Origin of the sequence: Kineococcus xinjiangensis, assembly GCF_002934625.1 — a bacterium.
GTDB lineage: Bacteria > Actinomycetota > Actinomycetes > Actinomycetales > Kineococcaceae > Kineococcus_A > Kineococcus_A xinjiangensis.
On the sequence record NZ_PTJD01000011.1, the window covers coordinates 91,028 to 116,702 of the forward strand.

Below are 25,675 nucleotides of genomic sequence, written 5' to 3' on the forward strand. Positions count from 1 at the left end.
CCCGTGGCCGAACTGACCGACTGGGCGTTGGAGCTGGCCGGCATGCCGAGCATCCCGTCGTTCGGCAGCGTCATGAAGGACCTCTACGGGGCGATGCTGGAGTCCCTGGGGCAGGTCGTCGCCGCCCTGGGGACCTACTGGCTGCGCATGCCCGCCATCCCCGTCGCGGAGACGGGCACCGGGCAGTTCCACGCCACCGCCGAAGTGCAGACCCTGCGCGGCATCCTCACGCCGGTGACGGCCGCTTCGGCCGTGCTGGCGGTCATCATCGGCGGCGCCAGGATGGCCTGGCAGCGGCGGGCCGATCCCGGCATCGACCTGGTCCGGTCCCTCATGACGCTGACCCTGGTGATGGGCGCGAGCGCCGGGGTGATCCAGGTCGCGGTCATGGCCTGCGACGAGTTCGCGACGGGCGTCGTCGAGAGCGCCCTCAAGGCACCGCAGCCCGGGTCCTCGGCCTCGGCCTCGACGGCCCCCACGACCAGCCAGGTGCTGGGGGGCCGGGTGGTCGACCTGATGACGATCGGAACGGGCGCCACCACGGCGGGCGCGGTCCTGGTCGCGCTGCTGCTGGTCGTCGTCGCCGTGGTGGTCTCGCTGATCCAGGTCATGCTCATGGTGGTGCGCGACGGGCTCCTGGTCATCCTGGCCGGCATCCTGCCGCTGGCGGCGTCGTTCACGAACACCGAGATGGGCCGCGCCTGGTTCCGCAAGTGCCTGGGGTGGTTGCTCGCCTTCCTGCTCTACAAGCCCGCGGCGGCCGTCGTGTACGCGACGGCGTTCCTGCTGGCCGGCAGCAGGCCGATTCCGGCCGAGGGCGGCGAACTGCTCAAACCCGTCACCGGCCTCGTCCTCATGCTGCTCGCCCTCGTCGCCCTGCCGGCGCTGATGAAGTTCGTGGCGCCCGTCGTCGCGGCCACCGCGAGCGGGGCGACCGCGAGCGCGGCGGGGGGTGCGGCGTCACCGCTGCCGATGGGCGCCAAGGCGCTGGAGCTCAAGGACGCCTCCGGGATGCGCCAGTCCTCGCAGGGCTCCGCGGGTCCCGAGGGGAGCCGGCCGCAGGGCGGTCCGTCGCCGGCGGGCGGGGCGGGCAGGGCTCAGCCACCGGCACCGCGTCCGGCCCCGGCGGGACCCGCCGGCGGCGGCGCGGCAGCAGGCGGCGGCGCGGCGACCAGCGGCGCAGCAACAGGCGGCGGCGCAGCAACAGGCGGCGGCGGCGGCGCAGCAGGCGGCGGCGGCGGCGCAGCAGCAGGCGGCGCGGCAGGAGCGGCCGGCCCGGTCGGCATCGGCCTGCTGGTCGCCGCCGAGGCGGTCAAGGCAGTCGACAAGGGCATGAAGACGGCCGCCGCCATCGGGCGCGCGGCGGCGGAGGAGACGACGGGAGAGGGACCCAGTGGCAGTCGCTGAGCGGCAACCCCGCACCTACGGGAACTGGCGCAAGCCGCAGTCCGCCGGGCTGGGGCAGCTCGGCACCCTCGGCACGGCCATCCTGCTGGTGGGGTTCATCGCCATGATCATGACGATCATGGCCGCCGGCATCGGGCCGGCCCTCGCCGTCGCGGCCCTCTTCGCGGCCTTCCTCGGAACCCTGGTCGTCCGCGACCGCCACGGCCGCAGCGGCCTTCAGCGCATGGGCACCGCCCTCGGCAGCAGGCACGCCCGCGCCACCGGCACGAGCCTCTACCGCTCCGGCCCGCTCGGGCGCACCCCGTGGGGGACGTTCCAGCTGCCCGGTCTCGCGGCGGCCTCGGAACTGACCGAGTGGCAGGACTCCTACGGTCGCCCCTTCGCCCTCCTGCACGTCCCCGCGACGAACCACTACACCGTCGTGCTCGCCACCGAACCCGACGGCGCCTCCCTCGTCGACGAGGAGCAGGTCGACTCCTGGGTGGCGCACTGGGGGGCGTGGCTGAACTCCCTCGGCAGCGAGCCCGGTGTCGTCTCCGCGGCCGTCACCGTGGAGACCGCCCCGGACTCCGGGGCCCGCCTGCGCCGGGAGGTCGACGGCAACCTCCACCCCGACGCCCCCGCCCTGGCCCGGGCCATGCTGCAGGAGGTCGTGACGGCCTACCCCGAGGGTTCCGCGTCCGTCCGCGCCTGGGTGAGCCTCACGTTCACCGGCACCAGCAAGTCCGGCGCCCGCCGCAAGGACGCACCCGAGATGGGCCGGGAACTGGCCTCCCGGCTGCCCGCCCTCACCCACAGCCTCCACGCCACCGGAGCGGGTGCCGCCCGCCCCGTCGGCGCCCGCGACCTCTGCGAGGTCGTGCGCACCGCCTACGACCCGGACGCGGCCAGGCTCATCGACGCGGCGCACGCCGCGGGGGAACCACCCCTGCTGGACTGGCAGAACGTGGGACCCGGCTTCGCCGAAGCCCACCACGGCCACTACCACCACGAGAACGCCGTGTCCGTGACCTGGTCCATGACCTCCGCCCCCCGCGGCGTCGTGTACTCCTCGGTCCTCAGCCAGCTCCTGGCGCCCCACCCCGACGTCGACCGCAAGCGCGTGACCCTGCTCTACCGCCCGTTCGACCCGGCGCGCTCGGCGCGCATCGCCGAGCAGGACAAGCGCAACGCCGACTTCAAGACGACGACGTCGCAGCGCCCGTCCGCGCGCACCCTCGCCGCGGCGCGCTCGGCCGCGGCGACCGCGGAGGAGGAGGCGCGCGGGGCGAACCTCGTGAACTTCGGCCTCCTCGTCACCGCCACCGTCACCCGCCCCGACCGGCTGCCCGAGGCCGTCGCCGCGGTGGACAACCTCTCCGCGACGGCCCGGCTGATGGTCCGCCCCGTCTACGGCTCGCAGGACAGCGCCTTCGCCGCCGCGCTGCCGCTGGGCCTCGTCCTGCCCACGCACCTGAAGGTGCCCGCCGAGATCCGGGACTCCCTCTGATGGCCACGCCCCGCACGAAGGCCCCCCGGGGGAAGGCCCCGTCCGCCGCACCACGTCCCGGCCCCCGGGGCTGGCCGGGACGTGGCCGCGGCAGTTCCGCCTACGTCCAGGCGCCCGACGAGTGGCGCGGCACCACCGTGCAGGTCTGCGGCCTGTGGCCCTTCGCCGCCGGGACCGGTTCCCCCATGACCGGCGTGCCGATCGGGCGGAACCTGCTGTCCGGCGCGACGCTGTGCTGCGACCCGATCTCCTGGTTCCAGCGGGCCAAGCTGATCTCCAACCCCTCCGCGTTCGTCCTCGGCAAGCCCGGCCTCGGCAAGTCCACCATCGTGCGCCGGATGGCACTCGGCCTGACCGGCTACGGGGTGCTGCCGCTGGTGCTGGGGGACCTGAAGCCGGACTACGTCGACCTCATCGAGGCCGTCGGCGGGCAGGTCATCACCCTGGGCCGCGGGCGCTCCCACCTGAACATCCTCGACCCCGGCGAGGCCGCCGCCGCCGCGCTGCGCCTCACCGGGAGCGCGCGGCAGGGTGTGCTCGCCGACGCCCATGGGCGCCGCCACGCGATGGTGTCCTCCCTCATCACCATCATGCGCTCCGCCCCGCCCACCGACCGGGAGGAGACCATCCTCGACCGGGCGCTGCGCGTCCTCGACGACCGTCACGACGGGGTCCCGGTGCTCGGGGACCTGCTCCGCGTCGTCCAGGAGGCACCGGAGGACCTGCGCCACGTCGCCCTCGACCGCGGGGACATGCGCCGCTACCAGGACATCACCGAGGGGCTCGAGGCCACCCTCATCGGCCTGGCCGGCGGCGGTCGCCTCGGGGAGATCTTCTCCAAACCCACCACCGTGCCGATGCGGCGGGACCGCCCCGTCGTCTTCGACGTCTCCAGCATCGACGACTCCGAGATGGACCTGCAGGCCGCCGTCCTGCTGGCGTGCTGGTCCTACGGCTTCGGAGCCGTCAACGTCGCCCACGCCCTGGCCGACGCCGGGCTGGAACCGCGGCGGCACTACTTCGTCATCCTCGACGAACTGTGGCGGGCACTGCGCGCCGGGCGCGGGATCGTCGACCGCGTCGACGCCCTGACCCGCCTCAACCGCCAGCGCGGCGTGGGCATGGCGATGATCACCCACACCATGTCCGACCTGCTCTCCCTGCCGAGCGAGGAGGACCGGATGAAGGCGCGGGGGTTCGTCGAGCGCTCCGGCATGGTCGTCTGCGGCGGGCTGCCCGCCGCGGAGATGCCCATGCTGAACTCCGCCATCCCCTTCTCCCGCGCCGAGCAGGACCTGCTCATCGGCTGGCAGGACCCCCCGGCGTTCGACGCCGTCGCCGGCAAGGAGGCCGAGCCCCCGGGCCGCGGGAAGTTCCTCGTCAAGGTCGGCGGTCGCCCGGGCATCCCCGTGCAGGTGCAGCTCACCTCCGCCGAGCGCGGCATCAACGACACGAACAAGATGTGGCACACCGCCTCCGGTTCCGAGGTGGCGGGCGGGGAGGGCGCCGCGTGAGCGCCACCGGCAGGGGGGAGCGCGCAGGCCTCGAACCGCAGACGCTGCTGCTCGCCGTCGGCCTCGCCGCCGCCGTCACCGTGACCGCGGCGGTCAACGTGCCGCTGCGGCTGGCCGCGGCCCTCGCCGGCGCACCCGCCGACCTGCCCGCGAACCCCTTCGAGCTGACGCTGGCCGTGCTGACCGGACGCGTCGCCTGGCCGGCCACCGCGACGTGGCTGCTCGCTGCCTCCGCCGTGCTGCTGGCGCTGACCGCGGGCGCGGCGGTGACGGGCACCCGCCGGGCGCGGGGTTCGCGCACCCGCGTGGACCGCGCGGCGCCGCGGATGGGGCGCGGCCGCGACCTGGCGTCCCTCACCGCACGCGGCGCCGCCGGCACCGCCGCCCGCCTGGGCGTGCAGGGCTCCCCCGGCCTCCCCGTCGCCGTCACGATCCCCGGCGGGCAGGTCCTGCACTCCTCCTGGGAGGACGTCTCCGTCGACATCTGGGGCCCCCGCACGGGCAAGACCACCTGCCGGGCGATCCCCGCGATCCTCGCCGCGCCCGGCGCCGTGCTGGCCACCTCCAACAAGCGCGACATCGTCGACGCGACCCGCGATCCCCGCGCCGCCGGTGGCGAGGTCTGGGTGTTCGACCCGCAGGGCATCGCCGACGAACCGCCGCGGTGGTGGTGGAACCCCCTCAGCTACGTCACCGACGAGGTGAGGGCGTCGGTGCTCGCGGAACTGTTCGCCACCGCCTCCCGCGAACCGGGCGCGCGCACCGACGCGTTCTTCGACCCCGCGGGGCGGGAACTGCTCGCGGGGCTCCTGCTCGCCGCCGCCCTGGACGCGCGCCCCCTGGACCAGGTGTACCTGTGGCTCACCGATCCCACCGACGACGAACCCGCGGACGTCCTCCGCCGGCACGACTTCGCACTGAGCGCCGCCGCCGTGGCCGAGGTCGTGAACTCCCCGGAGAAGCAGCGCGCCGGCGTCTACGGCACCGCGAAGCAGTCCGTCGCGTTCCTCACCAACCGGCAGGCGCTGCGCTGGGTGGTCCCCGACGGCCCCGCCGACGGGCGCCGGCAGTTCGACCCGCACGCGTTCGTCCGCACCCGCTCGACGCTCTACAGCCTCTCCCGCGAGGGCGGCGGCTCGGCCGGCCCGCTCGTGACCGCGCTGACGGTCGCCGTCACCGAGGCCGCCGAGGACCTGGCGAAGCGCTCCCCCGGCGGGCGCCTGCCCGTGCCGATGGTGGCGGTGCTCGACGAGGCCGCGAACGTCTGCCGCTGGCGGGACCTGCCGAACCTCTACAGCCACTACGGCTCCCGCGGCATCTGCATCATGACGATCCTGCAGTCCTGGTCGCAGGGCGTGGAGGTGTGGGGCCGCGAGGGCATGCGGAAGCTGTGGTCGGCGGCGAACGTGCGCGTCTACGGCGGCGGCGTCGCCGAGGTGGAGTTCCTCTCCGAGCTGTCCCAGCTCATCGGCGACACCGAGGTGAGCGCCGTCTCCGTCTCCCGCGGCAAGGGCGGGCGCTCGGTCAGCCGCTCGACGCGGCGGGAGCGGATCCTCGACGTCGCCGACCTGGGCTCGCTGCCCCGTGGCCGGGCCGTCGTCATCGCCTCCGGCGCGCCCCCCACGCTGGCGCGCACCCTGCCGTGGAGCGAGGGACCGCACGCGGCGGCGGTGGCGGCCTCGATCAGCGCCCACGACCCCGCCGCCCGCCACCCCGGCGGCGCGCCGGACGGGGTGCGGCGGTGACGGCGGGGATCCCGGATCCGGTCCACCCGTCGGTCGACGTGTTCGTGCGCGACCACCTCGCGGTGCTGTACCGGCGCCACCTCGACGGCCGCAACCGCACCTGGTGCCCCCAGTGGTGGAGGCACGGCGAGGCCGTCCTGCGCCTCGACGCCCTCTGGCGCAGCTGGGAGTTCCTGCGACTGGACCCGGACACGGGGATGTCGCTGTGGATGCGCGACCACCTCGACCCGCACATGGCCGTGCTCCTGGACCCCGAGGGGCCCTTCCGGGGCTGCTCACCGGACAAGGGCCACGCCGAGCGGCTGGTCGAACTGCCCGTCGAGGACCCGCCGCCGGGCATGTTCGGCTGAAACCCGAGTCCGGGTCCCAGTGGTCTGGTGCAGGAGTTCGTGACCCGCCCCGGCAAGGCGGCGGCCGGGAGCCGATCGACCCCACCTGTCGACGCGGCCTCCGGCCCCTCAGCTGGATCCAGCCCGGCCTCCACCACGGCGGGTCACGAACCTTCGTGCCGGACCACTAGCTGTACTGACCCCTGAGGTCGGTGGCGGACATCTCGAGCAGGGTGCCGGGCGCCGCCGGGGTGGTGTCGCGCAGCACGAAGGTCGACGGCATCTCGGGATCGGGCTGGTAGGAGGTGTCGGCGGTCAGCTCGTCACCGACGGACAGCATCGACTCGAAGCCCGACTCCGTGACGCGGGTGGCTTCGGAGACGGAGCCGATGTAGAGGAGGTCGTTGGCGTCGTAGTCGTAGAGGGCATCCGTGGTGACGATGGTGTCGTTCTCCTCGTCCACGACGAGGATGCCCTCGGCGTCACCCAGGTTGCCCTGCCCGGCCTCGGCCGGGAGGGTCTGCACCTTGCCGCCGACACCGAAGGCCTCGGTGGACAGGTTGTTCTCGTCGATCTCGAGGCTGGTGTCGTTGCCGGCGTCGACGAAGACGACCGGGTAGAAGGCCTCGACCGCGGTGGCGTCGGCCGTCACGGTGAAGCGCAGGGAGCCATCGGTCGCGGGTGCGATGCCACCGACGGTCGAGCCGGGGGAACCGACCTGAACACCGTTGACGACGGTGATGTCCCCGGCCACCGTGCCCGGGTCGATCAGGCCGCTGGTGCCCTGCTCGGTGAAGGTGTAGTAGCCGTTCTCGTCACCGCCGAGCTTCTCCGCGTTCACCAGGGTGATGCGGTACTCGTCGCCCGTCTCGAGGCCGGCGACGGTGTAGACGCGGGTTCCACCCCGGGCGAGCGTCTCGGTGCTGTACGGATCAACGTAGAAGCTCTCGTGCTGGAAGTGATCCCCGTCGCCCTCGGCGGCCGCGACCGCGGCGCTGACGACCGTCGGGTCGACGACGGCCACGCCGCCGAAGACGAAGCCCGGAGCGGTGAGGGTGCCGGCGTTGGCCTTGAGCCACCCGGTGGTGACCGGTCCGAGGTCCGTCCCGGGGCGCGAGAGCAGCAGCGGGGCACCGGCGGCGCCGAGGAGGGGGCCGGCGATGAGCGCGTCGGCGAGGTCGTTGGCACCCAGGTTGCCGGTGCTGATGCCGCGGGCCAGGCCGATGGCATCGCCCTTGAAGACGCCCTCGGCGATCGCCCAGTCGGCGAAGGCGGCGGCGGTGCCGAAGCGGTCCTCGCCCTCGGCGCGGGCCTCCACGCCCAGCTCCATGGCGACCCCAGCGGAGACGGCGCCCCGCCCACCCAGCGCAACGACCTCGGCGGCCTCGAAGTACCCGGCGAGTGCGGCCGTCCCGGCCGGGGCCGAGTCCGGGCGGACCAGCAGGATCGGCGAGCCCGTCGCGGCGGCGACCGTGGAGGCCGTCAGCGCGTCGGCGATGCCGGTGAGCCCGTTGGCGACGAACACGTACGGAGCGGTCGAGCTCCTCGTGCGCGCGACGGCCGCGGCGGTGCCGAAGCGGTCGTCACCACTGATGCGGGCGACGTTGTAGGGCTCCTTGAGGGCGTCCTCGACCTTCTGGCTCACGACTGCCGGGCCGCCGACGATGGTGATGTTCCGGACACCCAGCTCCTTGAGCGCATCCAGGGTGGAGTCCGGGATGGTGTCCCGCTCGGTGAGCAGGATGGGCTGGGCCAGCGAGGCCGCCGAGAGGGCGTCCACGTTGGAGAAGCCGTTGACGAGGACCACGGAGGTGGTGTCCTCGAAGGCGGCGGCGGCGAGGGCGGCCGTCTCGAAGCGGTCGTCCCCACCGATGCGGGTCTGCAGGTCGAAGCCTGCCGCCGCAGAGGCGGTGCCGGCGAAACCGGCAGAGGTCAGGCCGACGAGGGCCGCGACGCCGGCCCCGATGCCACGTCGGCGCAACCGGGAGGTTGCTGCGGTCATGTTCGCCTCCAAGGCAGTGAAGTGAGATCCCCCCTGAGGGGCCGGCTCTGCAGAGCCTGGTGCCGTCCGCTGCCCACCGTGGTGGACGCCCCCGGACGACGATCGAGAACCTAGTGGCCCGGGTTCGGGTTCGGGTTCCGGGTTCCCCTCCTGACACCCGGAACCCGAACCCGCGACCCGCGACCCGGCGCCGATCCGGAGTGCGGCTCCGGGTTCCCCTCCGCGCCCCCGGCTGCGACGCTGCCTGCTGTGGACCGCGACCACGGCCCCGGGCGGTGACGGTGCTGGACGCACCGCCCGGCCGGGGCCCGGACGAGGTCGTCTGGCAGCGCAGCCACGGCGGCCGGCTCCTGCACGCCCTGCCGCACCCCGTGGCCGCGGGACCGCCCGCGTCCGGGCCCGCCCTGTGCGGAACCCCCGTCGCCGTCGACCTGCGCCACCGGCCCGAGGAGGAGCGGAACCGGCCCCGCTGCCGGCGCTGCGCCGCCGCGGTCGCCGCCCTGACCGGGGAACTGCCCGAGGCCGAGCCGGACATGCTGTTCTGAACCGGCGCAGCCTGGTGGCCGGTTCGAGCGGCCCGGGTCAGGCGGCGTCCACGACCTCGCCGACCGGCGCCCAGGCGTCCAGCTCGTCGAGGCGGGCGGTGAGCGCCGCGCGCATCGCGGATGCGCCCGCCCGGCCGGTCGCCAGCCGCCGAGGGGGCCGGTCGGCGTCCACCGCCTCGAGGACGGCGGCGGCGACGTCCTCGGCGGAGTCGAACGCCGACGCGGGGAGCCGGCCGATCTCCTGCTGCACGTGGCGCACGGTCGGGTCGTAGTCGGCGATGGCCTCGGCGACGTCGAGGTTGGAGAGGAACGGGGTGGCCGTGAGCCCCGGTTCGACGAGCGTGACCCGGATCCCCAGCGGCGCGACCTCCTCGGCGAGCGCGTCGCTCAGCCCTTCCAGCGCGTGCTTCGTCGCCGCCAGCAGGCCGACGCCGGGGTGGGCGCTCTGGCCGTAGCAGGAGGACCCCTGCAGGACGTGCCCGCTGCGCTGGGCGCGCAGGACCGGCAGGGTCGCCCGCAGCACGTTGAGGGCGCCGAAGAGGTTGGTGTCGAAGACGGCGCGGGCCTGCTCGTCGCTGGCCTCCTCGACCGCGCCGAACAGCCCGTACCCGGCGTTGTTGGCCACCACGTCGAGGCGGCCGAACTCCCGCAACCCGCGCTGGACCGCGGCGTCGACCTCCTCCGGGCGGCGCACGTCGACGGCCAGGGGCAGGACGTGGGGGTCGTGCTCGTCGGCGAGGCGGCGCAGCGGTTCGAGGGTGCGGGCCAGGGCCACCACGCGGTCGCCCCGCTCGGCGGCGGCCGCGGCGAGCGCGCGCCCGATGCCGGAGGAGGCGCCGGTGATCAGCCAGGTCAGGAGGGTGGTGCGGTTCGTCGTCATGGTGATGACCGTAGGGGTTACGGCAATAACAAGTCCAGCGGTTTGCCCGATGTCGTTATTGGCTACCCCTGTTAGACCGTCACCACCGCTAGGATCGGCGCCGTGGTGCAACCCCGATCGGACCTGCTCGCGGACTCCAGCGCCGCGGACGTCGTGCTGCGCTTCGCCAACACCCACGCCGACGGCGCGGGCCGCGAGGAGCGCTTCGCCGACGCCGCCGGCGTCGCCCGGTGGCTCACCCAGAACGGCCGGGACGACGCGGCCGCACACGTCACGGCGGCCGACGCCGCCGCGGTGCGCGAACTGCGCGACGCCCTCGTCACCGTCCTGCTCGGGCACTCCCAGGACCCCGGCACGCCCGAGGAGGCGCTGCAGCGAGCGGAGCAGTTCCTGCGGCGCACCGCCCACCGCCACCCCCTCGTCGCCGAGGTCGACCGCTCGGGCGTGCGTCTGTCCCCCGCCGGCGACGGCGTCCCGGGCGTCCTCGCCGAGGTGCTCGCGGCGGTCGCCGCACTCGCGCTGGCCGGCGACTGGCCCCGGCTCAAGGCGTGCCGGAACGAGCCGTGCCACTTCGCCTTCTACGACCGCAGCCGCAACACCTCCGGCGCCTACTGCAGCACCGCGTGCCGGACCCGCTGCGCCATGCGCTCCTACCGCGGGCGCCAGCGCGACACGGCACCGGCGGACGTCCCCGAGGCGTAGCCGGCCGCGTCGCGCGGGCCCACGGGAGGCCCCACCCGGACGGCACCTCCGGGTCCGCTCGGGGTCCGGTCAGGGTCCGTCCCCGATGCCGCGCCCCCTGCCGCCCGGCCACTGTGGAGGCAGCCGGTCAGCCCGACCGCCGCCACACCGGAGGAGATCACCGTGAACGTCATCCACCAGAACTTCGAGCGCCAGGGACTCGTGCGGCCCCACGACGGGCGGCTCTTCGCCGGGGTGTGCGCGGGAGTGGCGCAGCGCTTCGGGATGGACCCGTGGGCGGTGCGCGCCCTCTTCGCCGTCAGCCTCGCCGTCCTCCCCGGCAGCCAGGTCATCGCCTACCCGGTCCTGTGGCTGCTGATGCCGGAGGAGCGCTCCACCTCCGTCCCCGCCGCGCCGCACCCGCCGAGCGCCTGACGGCTCCGCCGGGTGGGGCCGGGTGGGGCCGGGACCGGCCGACGGCGAGCCTGCGGGCAACGCCCGGCACGCGGCCCGGAGAGCGCGCCCCGTCGGCGCGTCGCCGGCAGCCCGCAGGCTCGCCGTCAGCGCGCGTCCGGCAGCGGTGGCGGGTGCTCCCCCGGCGGCGCCAACGCCATCCGCGCGTGGCTGGTCTCTTTGATGTAGCGGTAGACCGTCGCCACCACGGCCGCCACCGGCACCGCCAGGAACGCCCCGGCGATCCCCAGCAGCGTGCCGCCCGCCGTCACCGCCAGGATCACCACCGCCGGGTGCAGGGAGACGATCTTGCCGACGAGGTAGGGCTGGAAGACGTTGCTCTCCAGCTGCTGCACGATCAGCACGAGCGCGATCACCACCAGCATCCGCACCCAGCCGTGGGAGACGAGCGCCACCAGCGCCGCCAGCGAGCCCGTGAGGATCGCCCCGATGAACGGCAGGAACCCGCCGAAGAAGACGAGGACCGCCAGCGGCAGCGCGAAGGGGATGTCCAGCACCGCCAGCCCCACCCCGATGAGGACGGCGTCGATGAACGCCACCAGCGCCTGGGAGCGGATGTAGCCGCCCAGCACGCCCCACGTCCGGCCCAGCAGCTCCGGCAGGTGCGCGCCCGCCCGGGTGCCCACCTGATCCGACAGCCACGGCCCGAACTTCGGCCCGTCCTTGAGGAACAGGAAGCACAGCACCAGCGCCAGGACCGCCGTGACGATGCCGCTGCCGACGCTGGACAGCCCGCCCAGCACGCCCAGGGCGACGTCCTGCACCACCGACTGCATCCGCGCCACCAGCACGTCCACCTGCCGGGAGAACTGCTCGGTGTCGACCGTGAACGGCACCCGGAACGGCAGGCTCTCCAGGAAGTCCTCCGGCGAGCGGTTCACGAACTGCTGGATCGTGCGCAGACCGCCGCTGACCTGGCCCGCCAGCTCCTGCACCTGCCCCGTGATGCGCGGCACGATGATCGCGACCAACCCGCCCAGCAGGCCCAGCATCCCGAGCATCGCCAGCGCCGCCGCGAGGGCGTCGGGCATCACCGTGCGCATCTGCCGCACCGGCGGCCACAGGATCGTCGCCAGCAGGACGGCAAGCACCGTGGGCAGGACCACCGTCCAGAGCTGGAGGACCACCCACGCCAGCAGCGCCACCCCCGCGGTGATCGCCAGCAGGCGCAGGCTCCACGTCGCCAGCCGCGTCACGGCCCGGTCGAGCAGCCCCCGGCCCTCCGGCGTCCAGAGGCCCGGCACGACCACGGCCAGGGGGGCGCGCCCCGGGACGGCCGCCGGGGAGGCGCCGGCGGGTCCGGGCACCGGCGCGACACCCGGACCCGCGACACCCGGCTCTGCGACGGCCGGGTCCGCCGCGGCCCCGGGGAGGGACCCGGCCTCCACGGCCGCCACCGGCTGCCGCTGCCCGGCCTTGCGCTGCCGCCTCCGCATGATCCGCTCCCCGTGCTCCGTGTCCCGTGCTCCGTGGCCCGCGCCGGGCTGTCCGCCCGCCCGCCGATCGTCGCAGGAGGCGACGACCGGCGAGGGGGCGACCGGTGAGGGGGCGACCGGTGAGGGGGCGACTTCGGCACCACCGTGGAGCGCCTGCGCAGATCTTGCGGGCGGAACCGCGCTCGACGAGACCGCGGGCCGCTTCCGGGTGAGCATGGGGCGGTGCTCGCCGAGACCCCGATGCGCGCAGCAGCGCCCACCGGCCCCCGCACCGCCGCGGGACTGGCCGCCGCCGCCACCGCCCTCCTCGCCTCGCTGGCCGTCCTGTACGCCGTGTGCGTGCTCACGCCGGTGGGGCAGCGCCACGAGGACGCCGTGCACAGCGCCGCCGGTGCGGGCGCGGAGGGCACCTGGCCCACCGGCGAGGTGCTGACCCTCCTCGGGCTGCTCTCCCCCGCCCACCTGCTCGCCGGCCTCGCGCTCGTCGCCGTCCCCGCCCTGCTGCGGCGGCGCCCGCTGCGGGCGGGGGTCGCCGCCGGGGTCGTGCTCGTCGCCGTCGCGCTCACGGAGCTGCTGAAGCTCGTGGTGCTGCCCCGCCCCGGCCTGGCGCCGGGCACGGGTGCCGCCCTGCACAACAGCCTGCCCAGCGGGCACGCCAGCGCGGCGGTGGCGCTCGTGCTGGCGCTGCTGCTCGTGGTCCCGGCCCGGTGGCGCCTCCCCGTCGGGGTGGTGGGCGGTGCGGCGGCGGCGGCCGTGGCGGGCGCCGTCGTCGACGCGGGGTGGCACCGCGTCAGCGACGTCCTGGCGTCGGTGCTGCTGGCGACGGCCGTCTGGTGCGCCGGCGGTGCCGTGCTGGCCCGGGCGGAGCGGTGGCCCCGGGCTCCGGAGGCGCGTGCGGTCGCGGCGGTGGCCGCCGTCCCGTCGCTGGCGTGCGCGGCGGCGCTGGTCGTCGTGTACGCCCTGCCGGTCGCGTCGCCGGCCACCGCGGCGATCGCGGCCCCCGCGGCGGCGGCCCTGGTCAGCGTGGTGACGGCCGCGGCACTGCGGGACGGCGACGCCCCCGGCAGCGGTGCGGCCCGGGGCGCGGCAGGATGACCGGCGTGTCCGACGAAGCGCAGCAGACCCCCGACGCCGTCCAGCCCGCCGCTGTCGAGCCGCGCCCCGGGGCCGGCGACGACGACCAGCGCGTCGTGGTCGTCACCCCGCAGGGCATCGGCATCTCCGAGGCCCCCGGCGAGGGCGGGGCCGGGCCGGCGGAGATGGTGCCCTCCCCCACGAAGGTCATGCGGATCGGCAGCATGGTCAAGCAGTTGCTGGAGGAGGTGCGGGCGGCGCCCCTGGACGAGGCCGGCCGCGCCCGCCTCGCGCAGATCCACGAGCAGTCGCTGCGGGAGCTGGAGGAGGGGCTGGCCCCCGACCTCGTGGAGGAGCTGCAGCGCATCGCCCTGCCCTTCGGGGAGGACACCCCGACGGAGAGCGAGCTGCGCGTGGCGCAGGCCCAGCTCGTCGGCTGGCTGGAGGGGCTGTTCCACGGCATCCAGACCGCGGTGTTCGCGCAGCAGATGGCCGCGCAGGCCCAGCTGGCGGAGATGCGGCGGATGCTGCCGGGCGCGCAGGGCGGGCCCCAGCAGCCGGGGGTCCCGCTCGAGGCGATGCCGCGCAAGCAGCAGGGCGGCACCGGCCAGTACCTGTGACCGGGCAGCCGGGGCGGCCGGCGTGACGCCGCTGCGCTGGGCGTTCTGGCGCAGGCCGCCCGACCCGCTCGGGGAGGGCGTGTGGGCCCGCGCCGCGCACACGGTGGACCGGGCGGTGCGCCGCTACGAGCAGATGGTGGACGGGTGCCCGGCCGGGCCGGTGCGCGCGGAGCTGGAGGTGTTCCTGCCGCGCATGGACGCGGTGGCGCGGCGCGCGCACGCGGTGTGCGTGCGGGCACAGGCGCAGGCCCCCTCGACGCAGCTCACCGTGCCGGGCGGCGCGCACGGGGAGCTGCACCGCCGGCTGACACGGACCGCGACGGCGTGTGCGCAGGCCGCGGAGGCCGCGGCGATGGCGCGGGTGGGGGCGGACGACGGGACCGCGGCCGTCGAGGAGCGGGTGGCGGCGGTGGGCCGGGCCGTGGAGCGGGCGGAGCAGCTCGTCGGGGACTGAGCGGGCGGAGCGCGGTCGTCGGGGACGTTCGGCTGCGCGACACCGGCGCGTCGCCCGCGCAACGTCCCCGCCACGGCTGGCTCGCGCTGTGGCGGGGACGTTCGGCTGCGCGACACCGGCGCGTCGCCCGCGCAACGTCCCCGCCGCACCGGTGCCCGCCCGGCCCGGCTGAGCCGAACGGGTGACGAGAGGGTGACGCACCGTGTGGCGTGTGTCACGTGACGTGTGTCAGTGCGGGGTGCCAGGGTGTGTCCATCGGCGACGCCGGCACGACGGGTGCGGCGCGGCGCGAGGACGACCACGGGGGGACCGCATGCACATCGACTCGGCCCGCGAGCTGAAGCAGCGGCTGCGGGAGGACCTGCCCGGTGAGGCCGTCGCGCAGACCGCACCGCGGGCCGGGACCGCAGCGGTGGGCATCAGCGTCCTGGGCCACCGGCCCGACGGCGAGCTCCGCTACGGGGTGGCCGTCCGCTACGCCGGCCCGCGCGGGGAGGCGCTGCTGCACCGCGCCCGCGAGCTCGCCGGCACCACCGCCGGCCCGGAGGTGGACGTGCGCCACGTCGGCGCGGTGCGGGCCCTCACCGCGCCCGCCGAGGGGTGGACGTGGACCGCCGCGGCCATGCGGCGGCGGGTGCGGCCGCTGCACCCCGGTCTGTCCATCGCCCACCGCGACGTGACGGCCGGCACCCTCGGGGCGTTCGTCACCGTCGCCGGCTCCGACGGGGTGTTCGCCCTCTCGAACAACCACGTGATCGCCGACTCCGACCGGGCCGCGCTGCGCGACGCGGTGTTCCAGCCGGGCCCCGCGGACGCCGGCGGTGAGGTCGACCGGATCGGGGTGCTCGCCCGGGCGGTGCCGCTGATCAACGGCGGAGGGGTCGACGCGGCCGTCGCCCTGCTGGAGGGCGTCGACGGGGCGGACGACGACGCGATCGACCCGACCTACCCGGTGGGCCGCCTCAGCGGCTGGTGCGACCCCGTCGACGAGGTCGAGGTGGAGAAGGTCGGCCGCACCACGGGTCGCACCCAGGGGCGCATCACCGCCATCGAGCTCGACGACATCGCCGTGGAGTACCCCGTCGGGCTGGTCAGCTTCGACGGCCAGATCGAGGTCACCGGGTCCAGCGGCGCGTTCTCCGCAGGCGGCGACTCCGGCTCGCTGGTCTACCGCCCGGACACCCGCCAAGCCGTCGGGCTGCTCTTCGCGGGCAGCGAGACGGGCGGGGAGAACGGGGAGGGCCTGACCTTCTGCAACCCGATCGGCCTTGTGCTGGAGTCCCTGGGTGCCACACTGGTGATGTGAGTCCTTCCCCAGACGACCGCTTCGGCATGTCCGCAGCCCGGGCCGCGAAAGCTCACGTCCGCCAGATGCTCGCCGGTGACGACCGCGTCAACGGCATCGGCATCACCCGCGCCGAGGACAGCTACGCGGTCAAGGTGAACGTGGTGTCATCGCACGACCTGCCGGAGGTGCCCGACGTCGTCGACGGGGTGCCCGTGAAGGTCGCGGTGGTGGGGCACATCAGCGCCCGCGCAAGCTGAGCAGCCGCTCCACCACCTGCGCCACGCCGTCCTCGGCGCAGTCGGGCGCCACGTCGTCGGCAGCGGCGAGCGCATCGGGATGGCCGTCCGCCATCGCATAGCCCCGCCCTGCCCAGCTCAGCATCTCCAGGTCGTTGGGCATGTCCCCGAACGCGACCACCCCCGCGGGCTCCACCCCCAGCTCCCGCGCCACCTGCGCCAGCGTCGACGCCTTGCTCACCCCCGAGGCCATGATCTCCACGAGGGAGGCCGCGGCGTTGGAGTGCGTCGCGTCGGCCACCTCCCCCAGCACCGCCCGCGCCCGCCGCAGCATCTCGTCGCTGCTGGTGCCGGGGCACTTGGCGAGGACCTTGACCACCGGCGGGCAGTCCGCCAGCAGCTCCGGAAGCTGCGCCACCTGCGTCTCCGCGCCGGTGTCGAAGGTCGTCCGGTACCCGGGCTCCCGGCGGAAGCCGCGCAGGGTCTCCAGCGCCAGGGTGACCCCCGGCAGCGCCGGGCGCAGCCGCTCCGCCAGCTCCAGCACCGCCTCCGGGGCCAGCGCGTGGGTCCGCAGCACCGCCCGGGCGTCGAGGTCGTAGACCACGGCCCCGTTCGCGCACACCGCCTGCCCGGTCAGGCCGGCCTCCTCGGCCACGGGCAGCACCCAGCGCGGGGGCCGGCCGGTGACGAAGACGACACGGATCCCTGCCTGCCGGCACGCGCGGAACGCCCGCAGGGTGCGCGCGGAGACCCCGGTGTGGTGGGGGACGATCGTGCCGTCGATGTCGGTGGCGACCATCCGCAGCGCCCCGGCCAGCAGCCGCTCGGCCTCGGCGGCGGGCAGCGACCCGGCAGGCCCGGCGGCGGGCAGGGTCACGACGGCGTCCCCGCCGCGGCGAGCAGCCGTTCCAGCACGTCGGCCAGGCCGTCGTCGACGACGTCGCCGCACACCTCGTCCGCCGCGGCGTGCACCTCCGCGGGGCCGTTGCCCATCGCGACGCTGCGCGCAGCCCACTGCAGCATCTCGATGTCGTTGCGGCCGTCGCCCGCCGCCAGCGTCTCCGCAGGGTCCACGTGCAGCCAGGAGCGCACCGCGTCCAGGGCACTGGCCTTGGTGACCCCCTCGGGAGCCAGGTCGAGCCAGGCCGTCCAGCCGACCGAGTAGGCGGCGCCGTGCAGGCCGACGCGCTGCACCAGCTCGACGAACTCCTGGGGGGTGTGCTCCGGGCTGCGCACGACGACGCGCATGGCGGGCTCGGCGAACAGCTCGTCGAACGGCACGATCTGGATGTCGCCGGTCAGCTCGCCGTCCGGGAAGGGCGCGGTGAGCTTGTAGCCGCGGCCGAGGACCTCCACGGCGTAGAGGGCGTTCGGCAGGTGCTCGTGCAGCAGCTCCACCGCCGGGGTGGGGTCGAACGTGCGCAGCGACACCACCTCGTAGCCCTTCTCCTGACCGGGGTCGAGGCGGACGGTCACGGACCCGTTGCTGCACACGGCGTAGCCGCGGGCGAGGCCGAGGCGGTCCAGCACCGGCAGGGCCCCGTGCAGGGAGCGGCCCGTGGCGATGACGACGTGCGTCCCGGTCCTGGCCAGCGCCTGCACGGCGTCCCGCACCCGGTCGGAGAGGCGCTCGTCGTGGTCGAGGATGGTGCCGTCGATGTCGAGGGCGACGAGGCGCGGGAGGGTCACCGTCCGACCCTAACGAGGTGCTCGTCGACCTTCTCGCCGACGCCTCTCCGCCCTCCTCTCCGACCTCCTCCCCCACCTCCTCCCCCGGAAAGGACCCTTTCCGGGGTCAGGGGCCTCGTTCCGGCCCCGGAAAGGGTCCTTTCCGCGGGAAGGGCCGGAGCGGGAACGGGCGGGCCGGGACGCCGTCCACAGCCCGGCCGGGAGCTGCGCAGTGCACAGCGCCCCGCACGCGGCCCACCGCGGGGCCCTGCAGCGGGCAGCGTGCGGGCGTGCGCACCCCGCTCCCCGCAGACCTCCCCCGCGTGTTCCGCGGAGCCGACGCCGTCGCCCACGGTGCCCTCACCGAGGAGCAGCTGCGCGGGCCCGCGGTCCAGCGCGTCCTCCGCGGCGTGTACGCCCGCTCCGGCACCGCCCTCACCCACGACGTGCGGTGCGAGGCGACCGGGCTGCTGCTGCCTCCCGGCGCCCTCGTCACCGGCCGGTCCGCGGCCACCGTGCGGGGAGTGCCACTGGCCCGCCGGCAGGACCCGGTCGAGGTCCTCGTCCCGGAGCAGCCCCTGCGGCGCCTGCCCTCCGGGGTGCTGGTCCGCCGCTGCCGCTCGCTGCCCGCGGGCGAGCCGTGGGGGAGCACCGCCCTGGCACCCCCGCTGCGGATGGCCTTCGACCTGACGGCGCGGCACCCGCTGCCGGCGGCGGTGGGGCACCTGGACGCGGTGGTGCGCGCCGGGCTGGTGGACCTCGACGCCCTGCACGCCTGGCTGGTGGGGGCCCGTGGCCCGGGGGTGCGCGCCGCCCGGCACGCGGCGCAGCTCTGCGACCCGCGGGCGGAGTCGCCGCCCGAGTCGGCGGTGCGCGTGCACTGCGTCGAGGCGGGGCTGGCCGTGACGCCGCAGGTCGTGGTCCGCGACCGCGGGTGCTTCGTGGCGCGGGTGGACCTGGCGGTCGACGGCACGCAGGTGGCCGTGCAGTACGACGGGCAGTGGCACGCGTTGCGCGAGCAGCTCGAGGCGGACCGCCGGCAGTTGCGGGAGCTGCGCGAGGCCGGGTGGGAGGTCGTCCACGTCACGGTGGCGCTGCGGCGCGAGCCCGACACCCTCGTCGCCGCCGTCCACGCGGCCATCGCCCGGCAGGTGCGGCGCTGAGCCCACCTCCCCCGGAAAGGACCCTTTCCGGGGTCGGGAGCACCTCCGCGACCCCGGAAAGGGTCCTTTCCGGGGGAAGGGCGGGGGCGGGCGGGGAAGGGCGGGGGCGGGGCGCGCAGGGTTGACAGCGGGTGCGCCGCTCTGGTCATGTTTGCGTTAACATCCCGGGTCGCGGTGGCCCCGGCGGGCACTGGTGCGCGCCCTCGACACGGCCGCGCGAGCCGGGAGGTCCCACCGTCGTGACCTCACCCCTGGAGAGTCGCCCATGCCCTCCCACCCCAGCCCCGCCGCACCCGCGCGCCGGGCGCCGGCCCTGCTCCGCAGGGGCACCTGCGGAGCCACCCTCGCGGCGCTCGCACTGACGCTGCTCGCAGCGCCCGGCCCCGCAGCCGCCGCACCGGAGGCGCCCGACGACGGCCTCGTCGTGGAGTACGAGCTCGACGAGACCGGGGGCACCACCGTCGCCGACACCTCCGGCAACGGCCGCCACGGCACCGTCAGCGGCGACGCCACCTGGCTGGGCGGGGACGGGCTGGCCCTCGGCGGCGTCAACGGCCACGTCCGGCTGCCGAACGACGTCCTGCGCGGGCTGAGCGACATCACCGTCTCCACCGAGGTGCGGATCGACCGCGACCAGCCGGGCCCGTACTTCATCTGGGGCCTGGGCAACACGACCGACTGGTACGGCGACGGCTACCTGTTCACGACCGGGAACTCGTACCGCACGTCCATCGCCACGGGGAACTGGTCCACGGAGCAGACCGTCAGCGCCGGGCGGGACCTGGCGCGCGAGACCTGGAAGACGCTGACCTACACCCTCAGCGACGGCACGGCCGTGCTCTACGAGGACGGCGTGGAGGTCGGGCGGCAGAGCGGCATCACCATCACCCCCGGCATGATCGGCGGCGGGCGCACCACGGCGAACTACCTCGGGCGGTCGAACTACACCCCGGACAAGCACCTCAAGGGCCAGGTCCGCGACTTCCGCATCTACGACCGGGCGCTGTCCTCGGACGAGGTGCGCCGCCTCGGGCCGCTCAGCGACGAGGAGCGCGTCGCGGGCGACCTCGCGGCACTCGACCTGGGGAACACCTCCGCCGTCACCGGGAACCTCGGCCTGCCCGCGACGGGCGCGAACGGCACCCGGCTGACGTGGGCGTCCAGCGACCCGGCGGTGGTCTCCACCACCGGGGCGGTGACCCGCCCGCGCCACGGCGCCGGCGACGCCACCGTCACCCTCACCGTCACCTCCACCATCGGCACGACCTCCTCGAGCAGGAGCTTCACCGTGCGGGTCCTGCAGAACATCAGCGACGAGCAGAAGGTCCGCGAGGCCGCGGCCGACCTCGTGGTGTGGGACGCCGCGGCGGTGCGCGGGAACCTCACCCTGCCCACGACGGGCCTGCACGGCACGAGCATCCGGTGGGAGTCCGGCGACCCCGGCGTCGTCACCACCACCGGCGAGGTGCGGCGCCCCGCCGCCGGCCGGGAGCGGGTGCGGCTGAACCTGCACGCCTTCGTCAGCCTCGGCAAGACGAAGGTGAAGCGCACGTTCCGCGTCACGGTCCTGCCCCTGCCGAAGCAGGAGCCGATGGAGGGCTACGCGTTCGCCTACTTCGCGGGTGAGGGCTACGCCGACGGGGAGCAGGTGTACTTCGCCGCCAGCCGCGGCAACGACGCGCTGCACTGGGACGAGCTCAACGGCGGCGAGCCGGTCCTGCGGTCGACGTTCGGCGACCAGGGGGTGCGCGACCCGTTCATCATCCGCTCCCCCGAGGGCGACAAGTTCTACCTCATCGCCACCGACCTGAAGATCCACGGCAACGGCAACTGGGACGCCGCCCAGCGCACCGGCTCCAAGCACATCGAGGTCTGGGAGTCGACCGACCTCGTGAACTGGTCCGAGCAGCGCCACGTGCGGGTGGCGCCGGACACGGCGGGCAACACGTGGGCACCGGAGGCGTACTACGACGACCGGATCGGCGCGTACGTGGTGTTCTGGGCGTCGAAGCTGTACGCCGCGGACGACCCGAACCACACCGGCAACACCCACAACCGCATGGTGTACGTGACGACCCGGGACTTCCGGACGTTCTCCGAGCCGAAGGTCTGGATCGACCCCGGGTACTCGGTCATCGACTCCACCGTCATCAAGCACGGCGACACCTACCACCGCATCACCAAGGACGAGCGCAGCGCCGCACCGGACGCCCCGTGCGGCAAGTTCCTGGTGCAGGAGAAGTCGACCGACCTGCTCGACACGTCGTGGGACTTCGTCTCGGAGTGCATCGGCAAGTCCGTGCCGGGCAACCCGGGCGTCCGTCAGGGTGAGGGCCCGACGGTGTTCAAGTCGAACACCGAGGACAAGTGGTACCTGTTCATCGACGAGTTCGGCGGCCGGGGCTACGTGCCCTTCGAGACGACCGACCTCGACTCCGGGACGTGGACGCTCGCGAGCGACTACCAGCTCCCCAGCAGGCCCCGCCACGGCACCGTCGTGCCCGTGACGAAGGCCGAGCTCGAGCGGCTGCGCGCCGCCCTGGGCTGACCCCGCCCGCACAGCACGGGGGCCGTGCCGCGATCGCGCGGCACGGCCCCCGTCGCGTCCGGCGTCAGGACACCGGCGTCAGGACACCAGCGTCAGGACACCGGAGTCAGGACGTCCAGCCCCAGGAACGGGCGCAGCGCCTCCGGAACCCGGACGGAACCGTCGGGGAGCTGGTGGTTCTCCAGGATCGCCACCAGCCAGCGCGTCGTCGCGAGCGTGCCGTTCAGGGTGGCGACCGGCCGCGTCCCGGCGGCGTCCTCGCCGGGGACCCGCTCCCGCACGTTCAGCCGCCGCGCCTGGAACGTCGTGCAGTTCGACGTCGACGACAGCTCCCGGTACGCCCCCTGCGACGGGATCCACGCCTCGCAGTCGTACTTGCGGGCGGCCGAGGACCCCAGGTCGCCCGCCGCGGTGTCGATGACCCGGTAGGGCACCTCCACCGCCGCGAGCATCTCCTCCTCCCACGCCAGCAGCCGCGCGTGCTCCTCGGCGGCGTCCTCGACGCGGCAGAAGGAGAACATCTCCACCTTGTGGAACTGGTGGACGCGGATGATGCCGCGGGTGTCCTTGCCGTGGGAGCCGGCCTCGCGCCGGTAGCAGGCCGACCAGCCGGCGTAGCGGCGCGGACCGGCGGACAGGTCGACGATCTCGTCGGCGTGGTAGCCGGCGAGCGCGACCTCCGAGGTGCCGGTCAGGTAGAGGTCGTCGGCCTCCAGCCGGTAGATCTCGCTGGCGTGGGCGCCGAGGAAGCCGGTGCCGGCCATGACCTCCGGCTTCACGAGCGTCGGCGTGATCATGGGGGTGAAGCCGGCTGCGACGGCCTTGGAGACGGCCAGGTTCAGCATCGCCAGCTCCAGGCGGGCGCCGACGCCGGTGAGGAAGTAGAAGCGGGAGCCGGAGACCTTCGCGCCGCGGGCGGTGTCGATCGCCGCGAGCGCCTCGCCGAGCTCCAGGTGGTCGCGCCAGCGCTCGAGCCCCTCGGGCAGCTCGGGCACCCGCCCGACGTGGCGCAGCACCACGTAGTCGTCCTCCCCGCCGGCGGGGACGCCCTCCTCGACGACGTTGGGGATGCGGCGCAGCAGCTCCTCGAACTCCACCGCCGCCGCGTCGGAGGCGGCCTGCGCGGCCTTGACGCGCTCGGCGAGCTCCTTGACCGCGGCCAGCAGGGCCTGCTTCTCGTCCCCCTTCGCCTTCGCGACGTCCTTGCCGCGGCTCTTCTGCTCGGCACGCAGCCGCTCGAACTCGGCGATGGTCTCGCGACGGCGCACGTCGGCGGCGAGCACCGCGTCGACGACTCCCTCGTCCTCACCGCGGGCGCGCTGGCTGGCGCGGACCGCGTCCGGGTTGTCCCTCAGCAGGCGCAGGTCGATCACCCGACGACCCTACCGAGTCACCGCCTCGCGGTCGGGGCTCGAGGAGGGCACCGCGGCGACGACGGTGCACGCCCGCCCGGCGTGCTTGGCGGCGTACAGGGCCTCGTCGGCGCGCCGCATCGCGTCCGCCGGCTCCTCACCGTCCGCCAGGACCGTGACGCCGATGGAGCAGGTCTGCCCCCGCGGAACCGCCTCGTGCACCGCGGACAGGTGCACCGCGGCCCGCTCGGCGTCGAGTCCGGGCAGCAGCACCGCGAACTCCTCCCCGCCCCAGCGCGCCAGGGTCACACCCCGTCCCAGCGCCGCCGTCCACGCGACGGCGGCCTCGCGCAGCAGGTCGTCGCCCGCGTCGTGGCCGAAGCTGTCGTTGAACCGCTTGAAGTGGTCCAGGTCCAGCAGCGCCACCGCCAGCGGGGTGCCGTCCACCCGCGCGGCGGCGCTCGCCCGGGCCACGTGGAAGTCCCAGGTGCGGCGGTTCGCCAGCCCGGTGAGGGCGTCCGTGCGGGCCTGCACCGCCAGCTGCGCCGCCTGCTGCCGCAGCTGGCCCAGCAGGTCGTTCGTCCGCAGCGACACGAGCAGCACGAGGACGAGCGCCGCGCAGCCGAGGAGGACCGGGTGGGCCCGGTGGCCGAGCAGGCCCAGCGCGGCGCTGAGCCCGGAGGGCAGGGCGGCGGCCAGCGCCAGCACGAGCAGTCGCCGCGTCGTCAGGCCCGTCGGCCGCTCCGCCGTCGGCGGGGCGGGCAGCCGCACGGCCGAGGAGCAGCAGATCGCGACGCTGATGAGGCCCCGGGAGAGCAGCCAGCCGGTGGCGGCCCACGTCGAGGGCCCCCCGCTGCCGGCGAGGCGCTCGAGGTAGGAGGCGACGTCGGCGACGACGAGCACGCCGAGGCCCGCCAGCAGCAGGTGCGCGGCCGGGGCCCGGTGCCCGGGCAGGAGCACCGTGCGCGCCAGCACGTACACGATCCCGATGTCGGCGAGGGGGTAGAGCCCGGCGACGATGCGGTCCTGCAGCGGCATGTCGCTGTCCGCGAGGAGGGGGGCGACGAAGAAGGTCCCGAGCACCGCGGCGCAGCTGAGCGTGACGATGGCCGCGTCGAGGAGCGCCGCGCGACCACTGCGCCCCGTGGGCTGGCGCACCAGTGCCAGCACCCCGGCCAGGAGGACGGCGTAGCCGCTGAGGAAGAGGATCTCCGGGACCAGCCGGTGCCCGACGTCGACGCCCGTGAACGCCACGATGAACGCGACCTCCGCGGTGAGGAACAGCCCCTGCGACGCGGCGAGCAGCGCCCACGGGCGGCGCCGGTCCCTCGGCAGCCGGCGCACCCCCACGACGGCGACGACGGCCATGAGCGTCGCCACGGCCAGGTAGAGGAGGACGGCCGGCGCCACTCCCCCGAACCCGCGCACCACCGCGTAGAGCGGGACGGGCAGCAGGCAGAGCGCCGCGGCGAGCCACGGCAGGGCGGGGCCGCGGCGCCGCCCAGGCGTGGTGCCCTCATCGACCATGCCGTCGCATCGACCGCCGCGTCAGCCTGGTTGAGCGCGGGGCGCGGTGCGGGGGCGGACACCACCGCATCGGCGCAGCGCGGGCGGGCCACCGGCGGTGACCGCCGGTCGGGCGGGACCCCCCGCCGCCGGTACCGTCGTCGTCGTGAGCGGAGACCCGGGGACCCTTCTGCTGCTCGGGTTCCTCGTCCTGCTCGTGGTGATCGTCGTGGTGGCGGTCGCGGACATGCGCCCCCGCACGCCCCGGACCCCGCCCCGGCCCGAGCCGATCTCGCCGCTGCCGTCCACGGGCAGGCGCCCGCAGGCCGCCGTGGTCGTCAACCCCACGAAGTTCCCGGGCGGCCTCGACACCCTGCACGCCGAGGTGGAGGCCACGTTCCTGTCCCGCGGCTGGTCCCCGCCGCTGTGGATGGAGACCACCGCCGAGGACACCGGCCGGGGCCAGACGCGCACCGCCCTGGACGCGGGGGTGGACGTCGTGCTGGCCTGCGGCGGCGACGGCACCGTCCGCGCGGTGGGTGGGGCCCTGGCCGGGACGGGGGTGCCGCTGGGCCTGCTGCCCGCCGGGACCGGCAACCTCCTCGCCCGCAACCTCGACGTGCCCGTCGCCGACCTCGGCAGGGCGCTGGACGTCACCTTCACCGGCTCCGACCACGCGATCGACGTCGGGCGCATGCTCATCGACCGCTCCGGCCGCGACCGCGCGCCCGAGGAGCACGCCTTCCTGGTGATGGCCGGCATGGGCTTCGACGCGGCGGTGATGATCGGGGTGGAGGAGGTGCTCAAGGCCCGCATCGGCCCGGCTGCCTACGTGCTGTCCGGCCTCCAGGCGCTGCGGGGCCCGCAGACGAAGGTCCGCATCCAGGTGGACGACCGGAAGCCGATGACCCGGCGCATGCGGGCCGTGATCGTCGGCAACTGCGGACGGCTGGTGGGTGGGGTCGCGCTCATGCCGGCGGCGCGGGTGGACGACGGCTGGCTCGACGCGGTCGTGCTGTCCCCGCGAGGGATCGTGTCCTGGGCGGCGGTGACGTGGCAGGTGGTGACAGCCGCCCGCCGCGGCCACCCGCGGGTCGAGCACCTGCGCTGCCGGCGCCTGCAGGTGGTGAGCGCCTCCCCGACGGAGGTGCAGCTGGACGGCGACCCCCTCGGCGGTGCGCGGAGGCTCGTGGTGGAGGTCGATCCGGGCGCCCTGCTGGTGCGGGTCCCCGCGGCGCCCACCGGCGTCCGGCCCTGACCCGCC

The 25,675-nt window shown here is 75.2% G+C and carries 23 protein-coding genes; 16 read left to right on the top strand and 7 right to left on the bottom strand.

What is annotated here, in order from left to right:
* Positions 1-3 precede the first annotated feature (3 nt).
* From CLV92_RS21540 to CLV92_RS15155, 5 genes are read left to right on the top strand one after another with little or no spacing between them, the layout of a single operon-like run.
* Positions 4-1,407, top strand: coding sequence for a hypothetical protein (locus CLV92_RS21540; RefSeq protein ID WP_158257272.1), 1,404 nt, complete (start codon positions 4-6; stop codon positions 1,405-1,407).
* Entirely contained in the window at positions 1,394-2,896 is a 1,503-nt protein-coding gene (locus CLV92_RS15140; protein ID WP_104434033.1) for an SCO6880 family protein, read from the top strand. Before CLV92_RS21540 ends, CLV92_RS15140 begins: the two co-directional genes overlap by 14 nt.
* Positions 2,896-4,410: an ATP-binding protein gene (locus CLV92_RS15145; protein WP_211291158.1), complete on the top strand. Its 1,515-nt coding sequence runs from the start codon at positions 2,896-2,898 to the stop codon at positions 4,408-4,410. Before CLV92_RS15140 ends, CLV92_RS15145 begins: the two co-directional genes overlap by 1 nt.
* On the top strand, positions 4,407-6,155 hold the full coding sequence (locus tag CLV92_RS15150; RefSeq protein WP_104434035.1) for a type IV secretory system conjugative DNA transfer family protein: 1,749 nt from the start codon (positions 4,407-4,409) through the stop codon (positions 6,153-6,155). The genes CLV92_RS15145 and CLV92_RS15150 overlap by 4 nt, the downstream gene beginning before the upstream one ends.
* Positions 6,152-6,505 (top strand): DUF4913 domain-containing protein, encoded by a 354-nt coding sequence (locus CLV92_RS15155; protein WP_170112766.1) that lies wholly within the window; start codon positions 6,152-6,154, stop codon positions 6,503-6,505. The genes CLV92_RS15150 and CLV92_RS15155 overlap by 4 nt, the downstream gene beginning before the upstream one ends.
* Before the next feature lie 166 nt (positions 6,506-6,671).
* Here CLV92_RS15155 and CLV92_RS15160 read toward each other — a convergent pair whose 3' ends face one another.
* A complete protein-coding gene (locus CLV92_RS15160; RefSeq protein WP_104434038.1) occupies positions 6,672-8,486 on the bottom strand; it encodes a cell wall-binding repeat-containing protein in 1,815 nt (604 codons plus the stop codon).
* Positions 8,487-8,761: 275 nt separating this feature from the next.
* On the opposite strand from CLV92_RS15160, the gene CLV92_RS15165 reads away from it, so the two are divergent.
* Complete coding sequence (locus CLV92_RS15165) at positions 8,762-9,031, top strand: hypothetical protein (protein WP_104434040.1); 270 nt, start codon at positions 8,762-8,764, stop codon at positions 9,029-9,031.
* Between the two features lie 37 nt (positions 9,032-9,068).
* Here the strand turns inward: CLV92_RS15165 and CLV92_RS15170 are convergent, their stop codons facing one another.
* Entirely contained in the window at positions 9,069-9,911 is an 843-nt protein-coding gene (locus CLV92_RS15170; RefSeq protein ID WP_104434042.1) for an SDR family NAD(P)-dependent oxidoreductase, read from the bottom strand.
* Positions 9,912-10,013: 102 nt separating this feature from the next.
* On the opposite strand from CLV92_RS15170, the gene CLV92_RS15175 reads away from it, so the two are divergent.
* Complete coding sequence (locus CLV92_RS15175; RefSeq protein WP_211291159.1) at positions 10,014-10,613, top strand: ABATE domain-containing protein; 600 nt, start codon at positions 10,014-10,016, stop codon at positions 10,611-10,613.
* A 162-nt stretch (positions 10,614-10,775) separates the two neighbouring features.
* Positions 10,776-11,027 (top strand): PspC domain-containing protein, encoded by a 252-nt coding sequence (locus CLV92_RS15180; protein WP_104434044.1) that lies wholly within the window; start codon positions 10,776-10,778, stop codon positions 11,025-11,027.
* 125 nt (positions 11,028-11,152) lie between these two features.
* Here the strand turns inward: CLV92_RS15180 and CLV92_RS15185 are convergent, their stop codons facing one another.
* Positions 11,153-12,502: an AI-2E family transporter gene (locus tag CLV92_RS15185; RefSeq protein ID WP_158257273.1), complete on the bottom strand. Its 1,350-nt coding sequence runs from the start codon at positions 12,500-12,502 to the stop codon at positions 11,153-11,155.
* Positions 12,503-12,724: 222 nt separating this feature from the next.
* Here CLV92_RS15185 and CLV92_RS15190 point away from each other — a divergent pair, with 222 nt between their 5' ends.
* The 5 genes from CLV92_RS15190 (at position 12,725) to CLV92_RS21040 (ending at position 16,195) form a co-directional block, all read left to right on the top strand.
* Positions 12,725-13,597, top strand: a complete 873-nt coding sequence (locus tag CLV92_RS15190; protein WP_104434048.1) for a phosphatase PAP2 family protein — start codon at positions 12,725-12,727, stop codon at positions 13,595-13,597.
* Entirely contained in the window at positions 13,594-14,196 is a 603-nt protein-coding gene (locus CLV92_RS15195; protein WP_104434050.1) for a proteasome activator, read from the top strand. The genes CLV92_RS15190 and CLV92_RS15195 overlap by 4 nt, the downstream gene beginning before the upstream one ends.
* A gap of 22 nt (positions 14,197-14,218) precedes the next feature.
* Entirely contained in the window at positions 14,219-14,650 is a 432-nt protein-coding gene (locus CLV92_RS21035; protein WP_146099568.1) for a hypothetical protein, read from the top strand.
* Between the two features lie 313 nt (positions 14,651-14,963).
* Positions 14,964-15,956 (top strand): chymotrypsin family serine protease, encoded by a 993-nt coding sequence (locus CLV92_RS15205; protein ID WP_104434052.1) that lies wholly within the window; start codon positions 14,964-14,966, stop codon positions 15,954-15,956.
* On the top strand, positions 15,953-16,195 hold the full coding sequence (locus tag CLV92_RS21040; RefSeq protein WP_146099569.1) for a hypothetical protein: 243 nt from the start codon (positions 15,953-15,955) through the stop codon (positions 16,193-16,195). The genes CLV92_RS15205 and CLV92_RS21040 overlap by 4 nt, the downstream gene beginning before the upstream one ends.
* Here the strand turns inward: CLV92_RS21040 and CLV92_RS15210 are convergent.
* Both CLV92_RS15210 and CLV92_RS15215 read right to left on the bottom strand, forming a co-directional pair.
* Positions 16,176-17,051, bottom strand: coding sequence for an HAD family hydrolase (locus CLV92_RS15210; protein WP_211291160.1), 876 nt, complete (start codon positions 17,049-17,051; stop codon positions 16,176-16,178). The genes CLV92_RS21040 and CLV92_RS15210 overlap by 20 nt on opposite strands.
* Positions 17,048-17,863 carry an HAD family hydrolase gene (locus tag CLV92_RS15215; protein ID WP_104434054.1) on the bottom strand — a complete coding sequence of 272 codons (816 nt, stop codon included), beginning with the start codon at positions 17,861-17,863 and terminating at the stop codon, positions 17,048-17,050. The genes CLV92_RS15210 and CLV92_RS15215 overlap by 4 nt, the downstream gene beginning before the upstream one ends.
* Before the next feature lie 269 nt (positions 17,864-18,132).
* On the opposite strand from CLV92_RS15215, the gene CLV92_RS15220 reads away from it, so the two are divergent.
* Together CLV92_RS15220 and CLV92_RS15225 are read left to right on the top strand one after the other, a co-directional pair.
* Positions 18,133-19,005 carry an endonuclease domain-containing protein gene (locus CLV92_RS15220; RefSeq protein ID WP_104434056.1) on the top strand — a complete coding sequence of 291 codons (873 nt, stop codon included), beginning with the start codon at positions 18,133-18,135 and terminating at the stop codon, positions 19,003-19,005.
* 265 nt (positions 19,006-19,270) lie between these two features.
* Positions 19,271-21,553: an immunoglobulin-like domain-containing protein gene (locus CLV92_RS15225; protein WP_104434058.1), complete on the top strand. Its 2,283-nt coding sequence runs from the start codon at positions 19,271-19,273 to the stop codon at positions 21,551-21,553.
* A gap of 92 nt (positions 21,554-21,645) precedes the next feature.
* Here CLV92_RS15225 and serS read toward each other — a convergent pair whose 3' ends face one another.
* Both serS and CLV92_RS15235 read right to left on the bottom strand, forming a co-directional pair.
* Positions 21,646-22,926, bottom strand: a complete 1,281-nt coding sequence (serS, locus tag CLV92_RS15230) for a serine--tRNA ligase (protein WP_104434060.1) — start codon at positions 22,924-22,926, stop codon at positions 21,646-21,648.
* A 9-nt stretch (positions 22,927-22,935) separates the two neighbouring features.
* On the bottom strand, positions 22,936-24,432 hold the full coding sequence (locus tag CLV92_RS15235) for a GGDEF domain-containing protein (protein WP_104434062.1): 1,497 nt from the start codon (positions 24,430-24,432) through the stop codon (positions 22,936-22,938).
* Positions 24,433-24,577: 145 nt separating this feature from the next.
* Here CLV92_RS15235 and CLV92_RS15240 point away from each other — a divergent pair, with 145 nt between their 5' ends.
* Complete coding sequence (locus CLV92_RS15240) at positions 24,578-25,669, top strand: diacylglycerol/lipid kinase family protein (protein WP_211291161.1); 1,092 nt, start codon at positions 24,578-24,580, stop codon at positions 25,667-25,669.
* Positions 25,670-25,675 lie beyond the last annotated feature (6 nt).

What these genes read in the sequence shown, in the direction of transcription:
- CLV92_RS15145 (WP_211291158.1), top strand. Translation starts at nt 2,896, where the DNA reads ATGGCCACGCCCCGCACGAAGGCCCCCCGGGGGAAGGCCCCGTCCGCC.
- CLV92_RS15160 (WP_104434038.1), bottom strand. Translation starts at nt 8,486, where the DNA reads ATGACCGCAGCAACCTCCCGGTTGCGCCGACGTGGCATCGGGGCCGGC.
- CLV92_RS15170 (WP_104434042.1), bottom strand. Translation starts at nt 9,911, where the DNA reads ATGACGACGAACCGCACCACCCTCCTGACCTGGCTGATCACCGGCGCC.
- CLV92_RS15185 (WP_158257273.1), bottom strand. Translation starts at nt 12,502, where the DNA reads ATGCGGAGGCGGCAGCGCAAGGCCGGGCAGCGGCAGCCGGTGGCGGCC.
- CLV92_RS15195 (WP_104434050.1), top strand. Translation starts at nt 13,594, where the DNA reads ATGACCGGCGTGTCCGACGAAGCGCAGCAGACCCCCGACGCCGTCCAG.
- CLV92_RS15205 (WP_104434052.1), top strand. Translation starts at nt 14,964, where the DNA reads ATGCACATCGACTCGGCCCGCGAGCTGAAGCAGCGGCTGCGGGAGGAC.
- CLV92_RS15225 (WP_104434058.1), top strand. Translation starts at nt 19,271, where the DNA reads ATGCCCTCCCACCCCAGCCCCGCCGCACCCGCGCGCCGGGCGCCGGCC.
- CLV92_RS15235 (WP_104434062.1), bottom strand. Translation starts at nt 24,432, where the DNA reads ATGGTCGATGAGGGCACCACGCCTGGGCGGCGCCGCGGCCCCGCCCTG.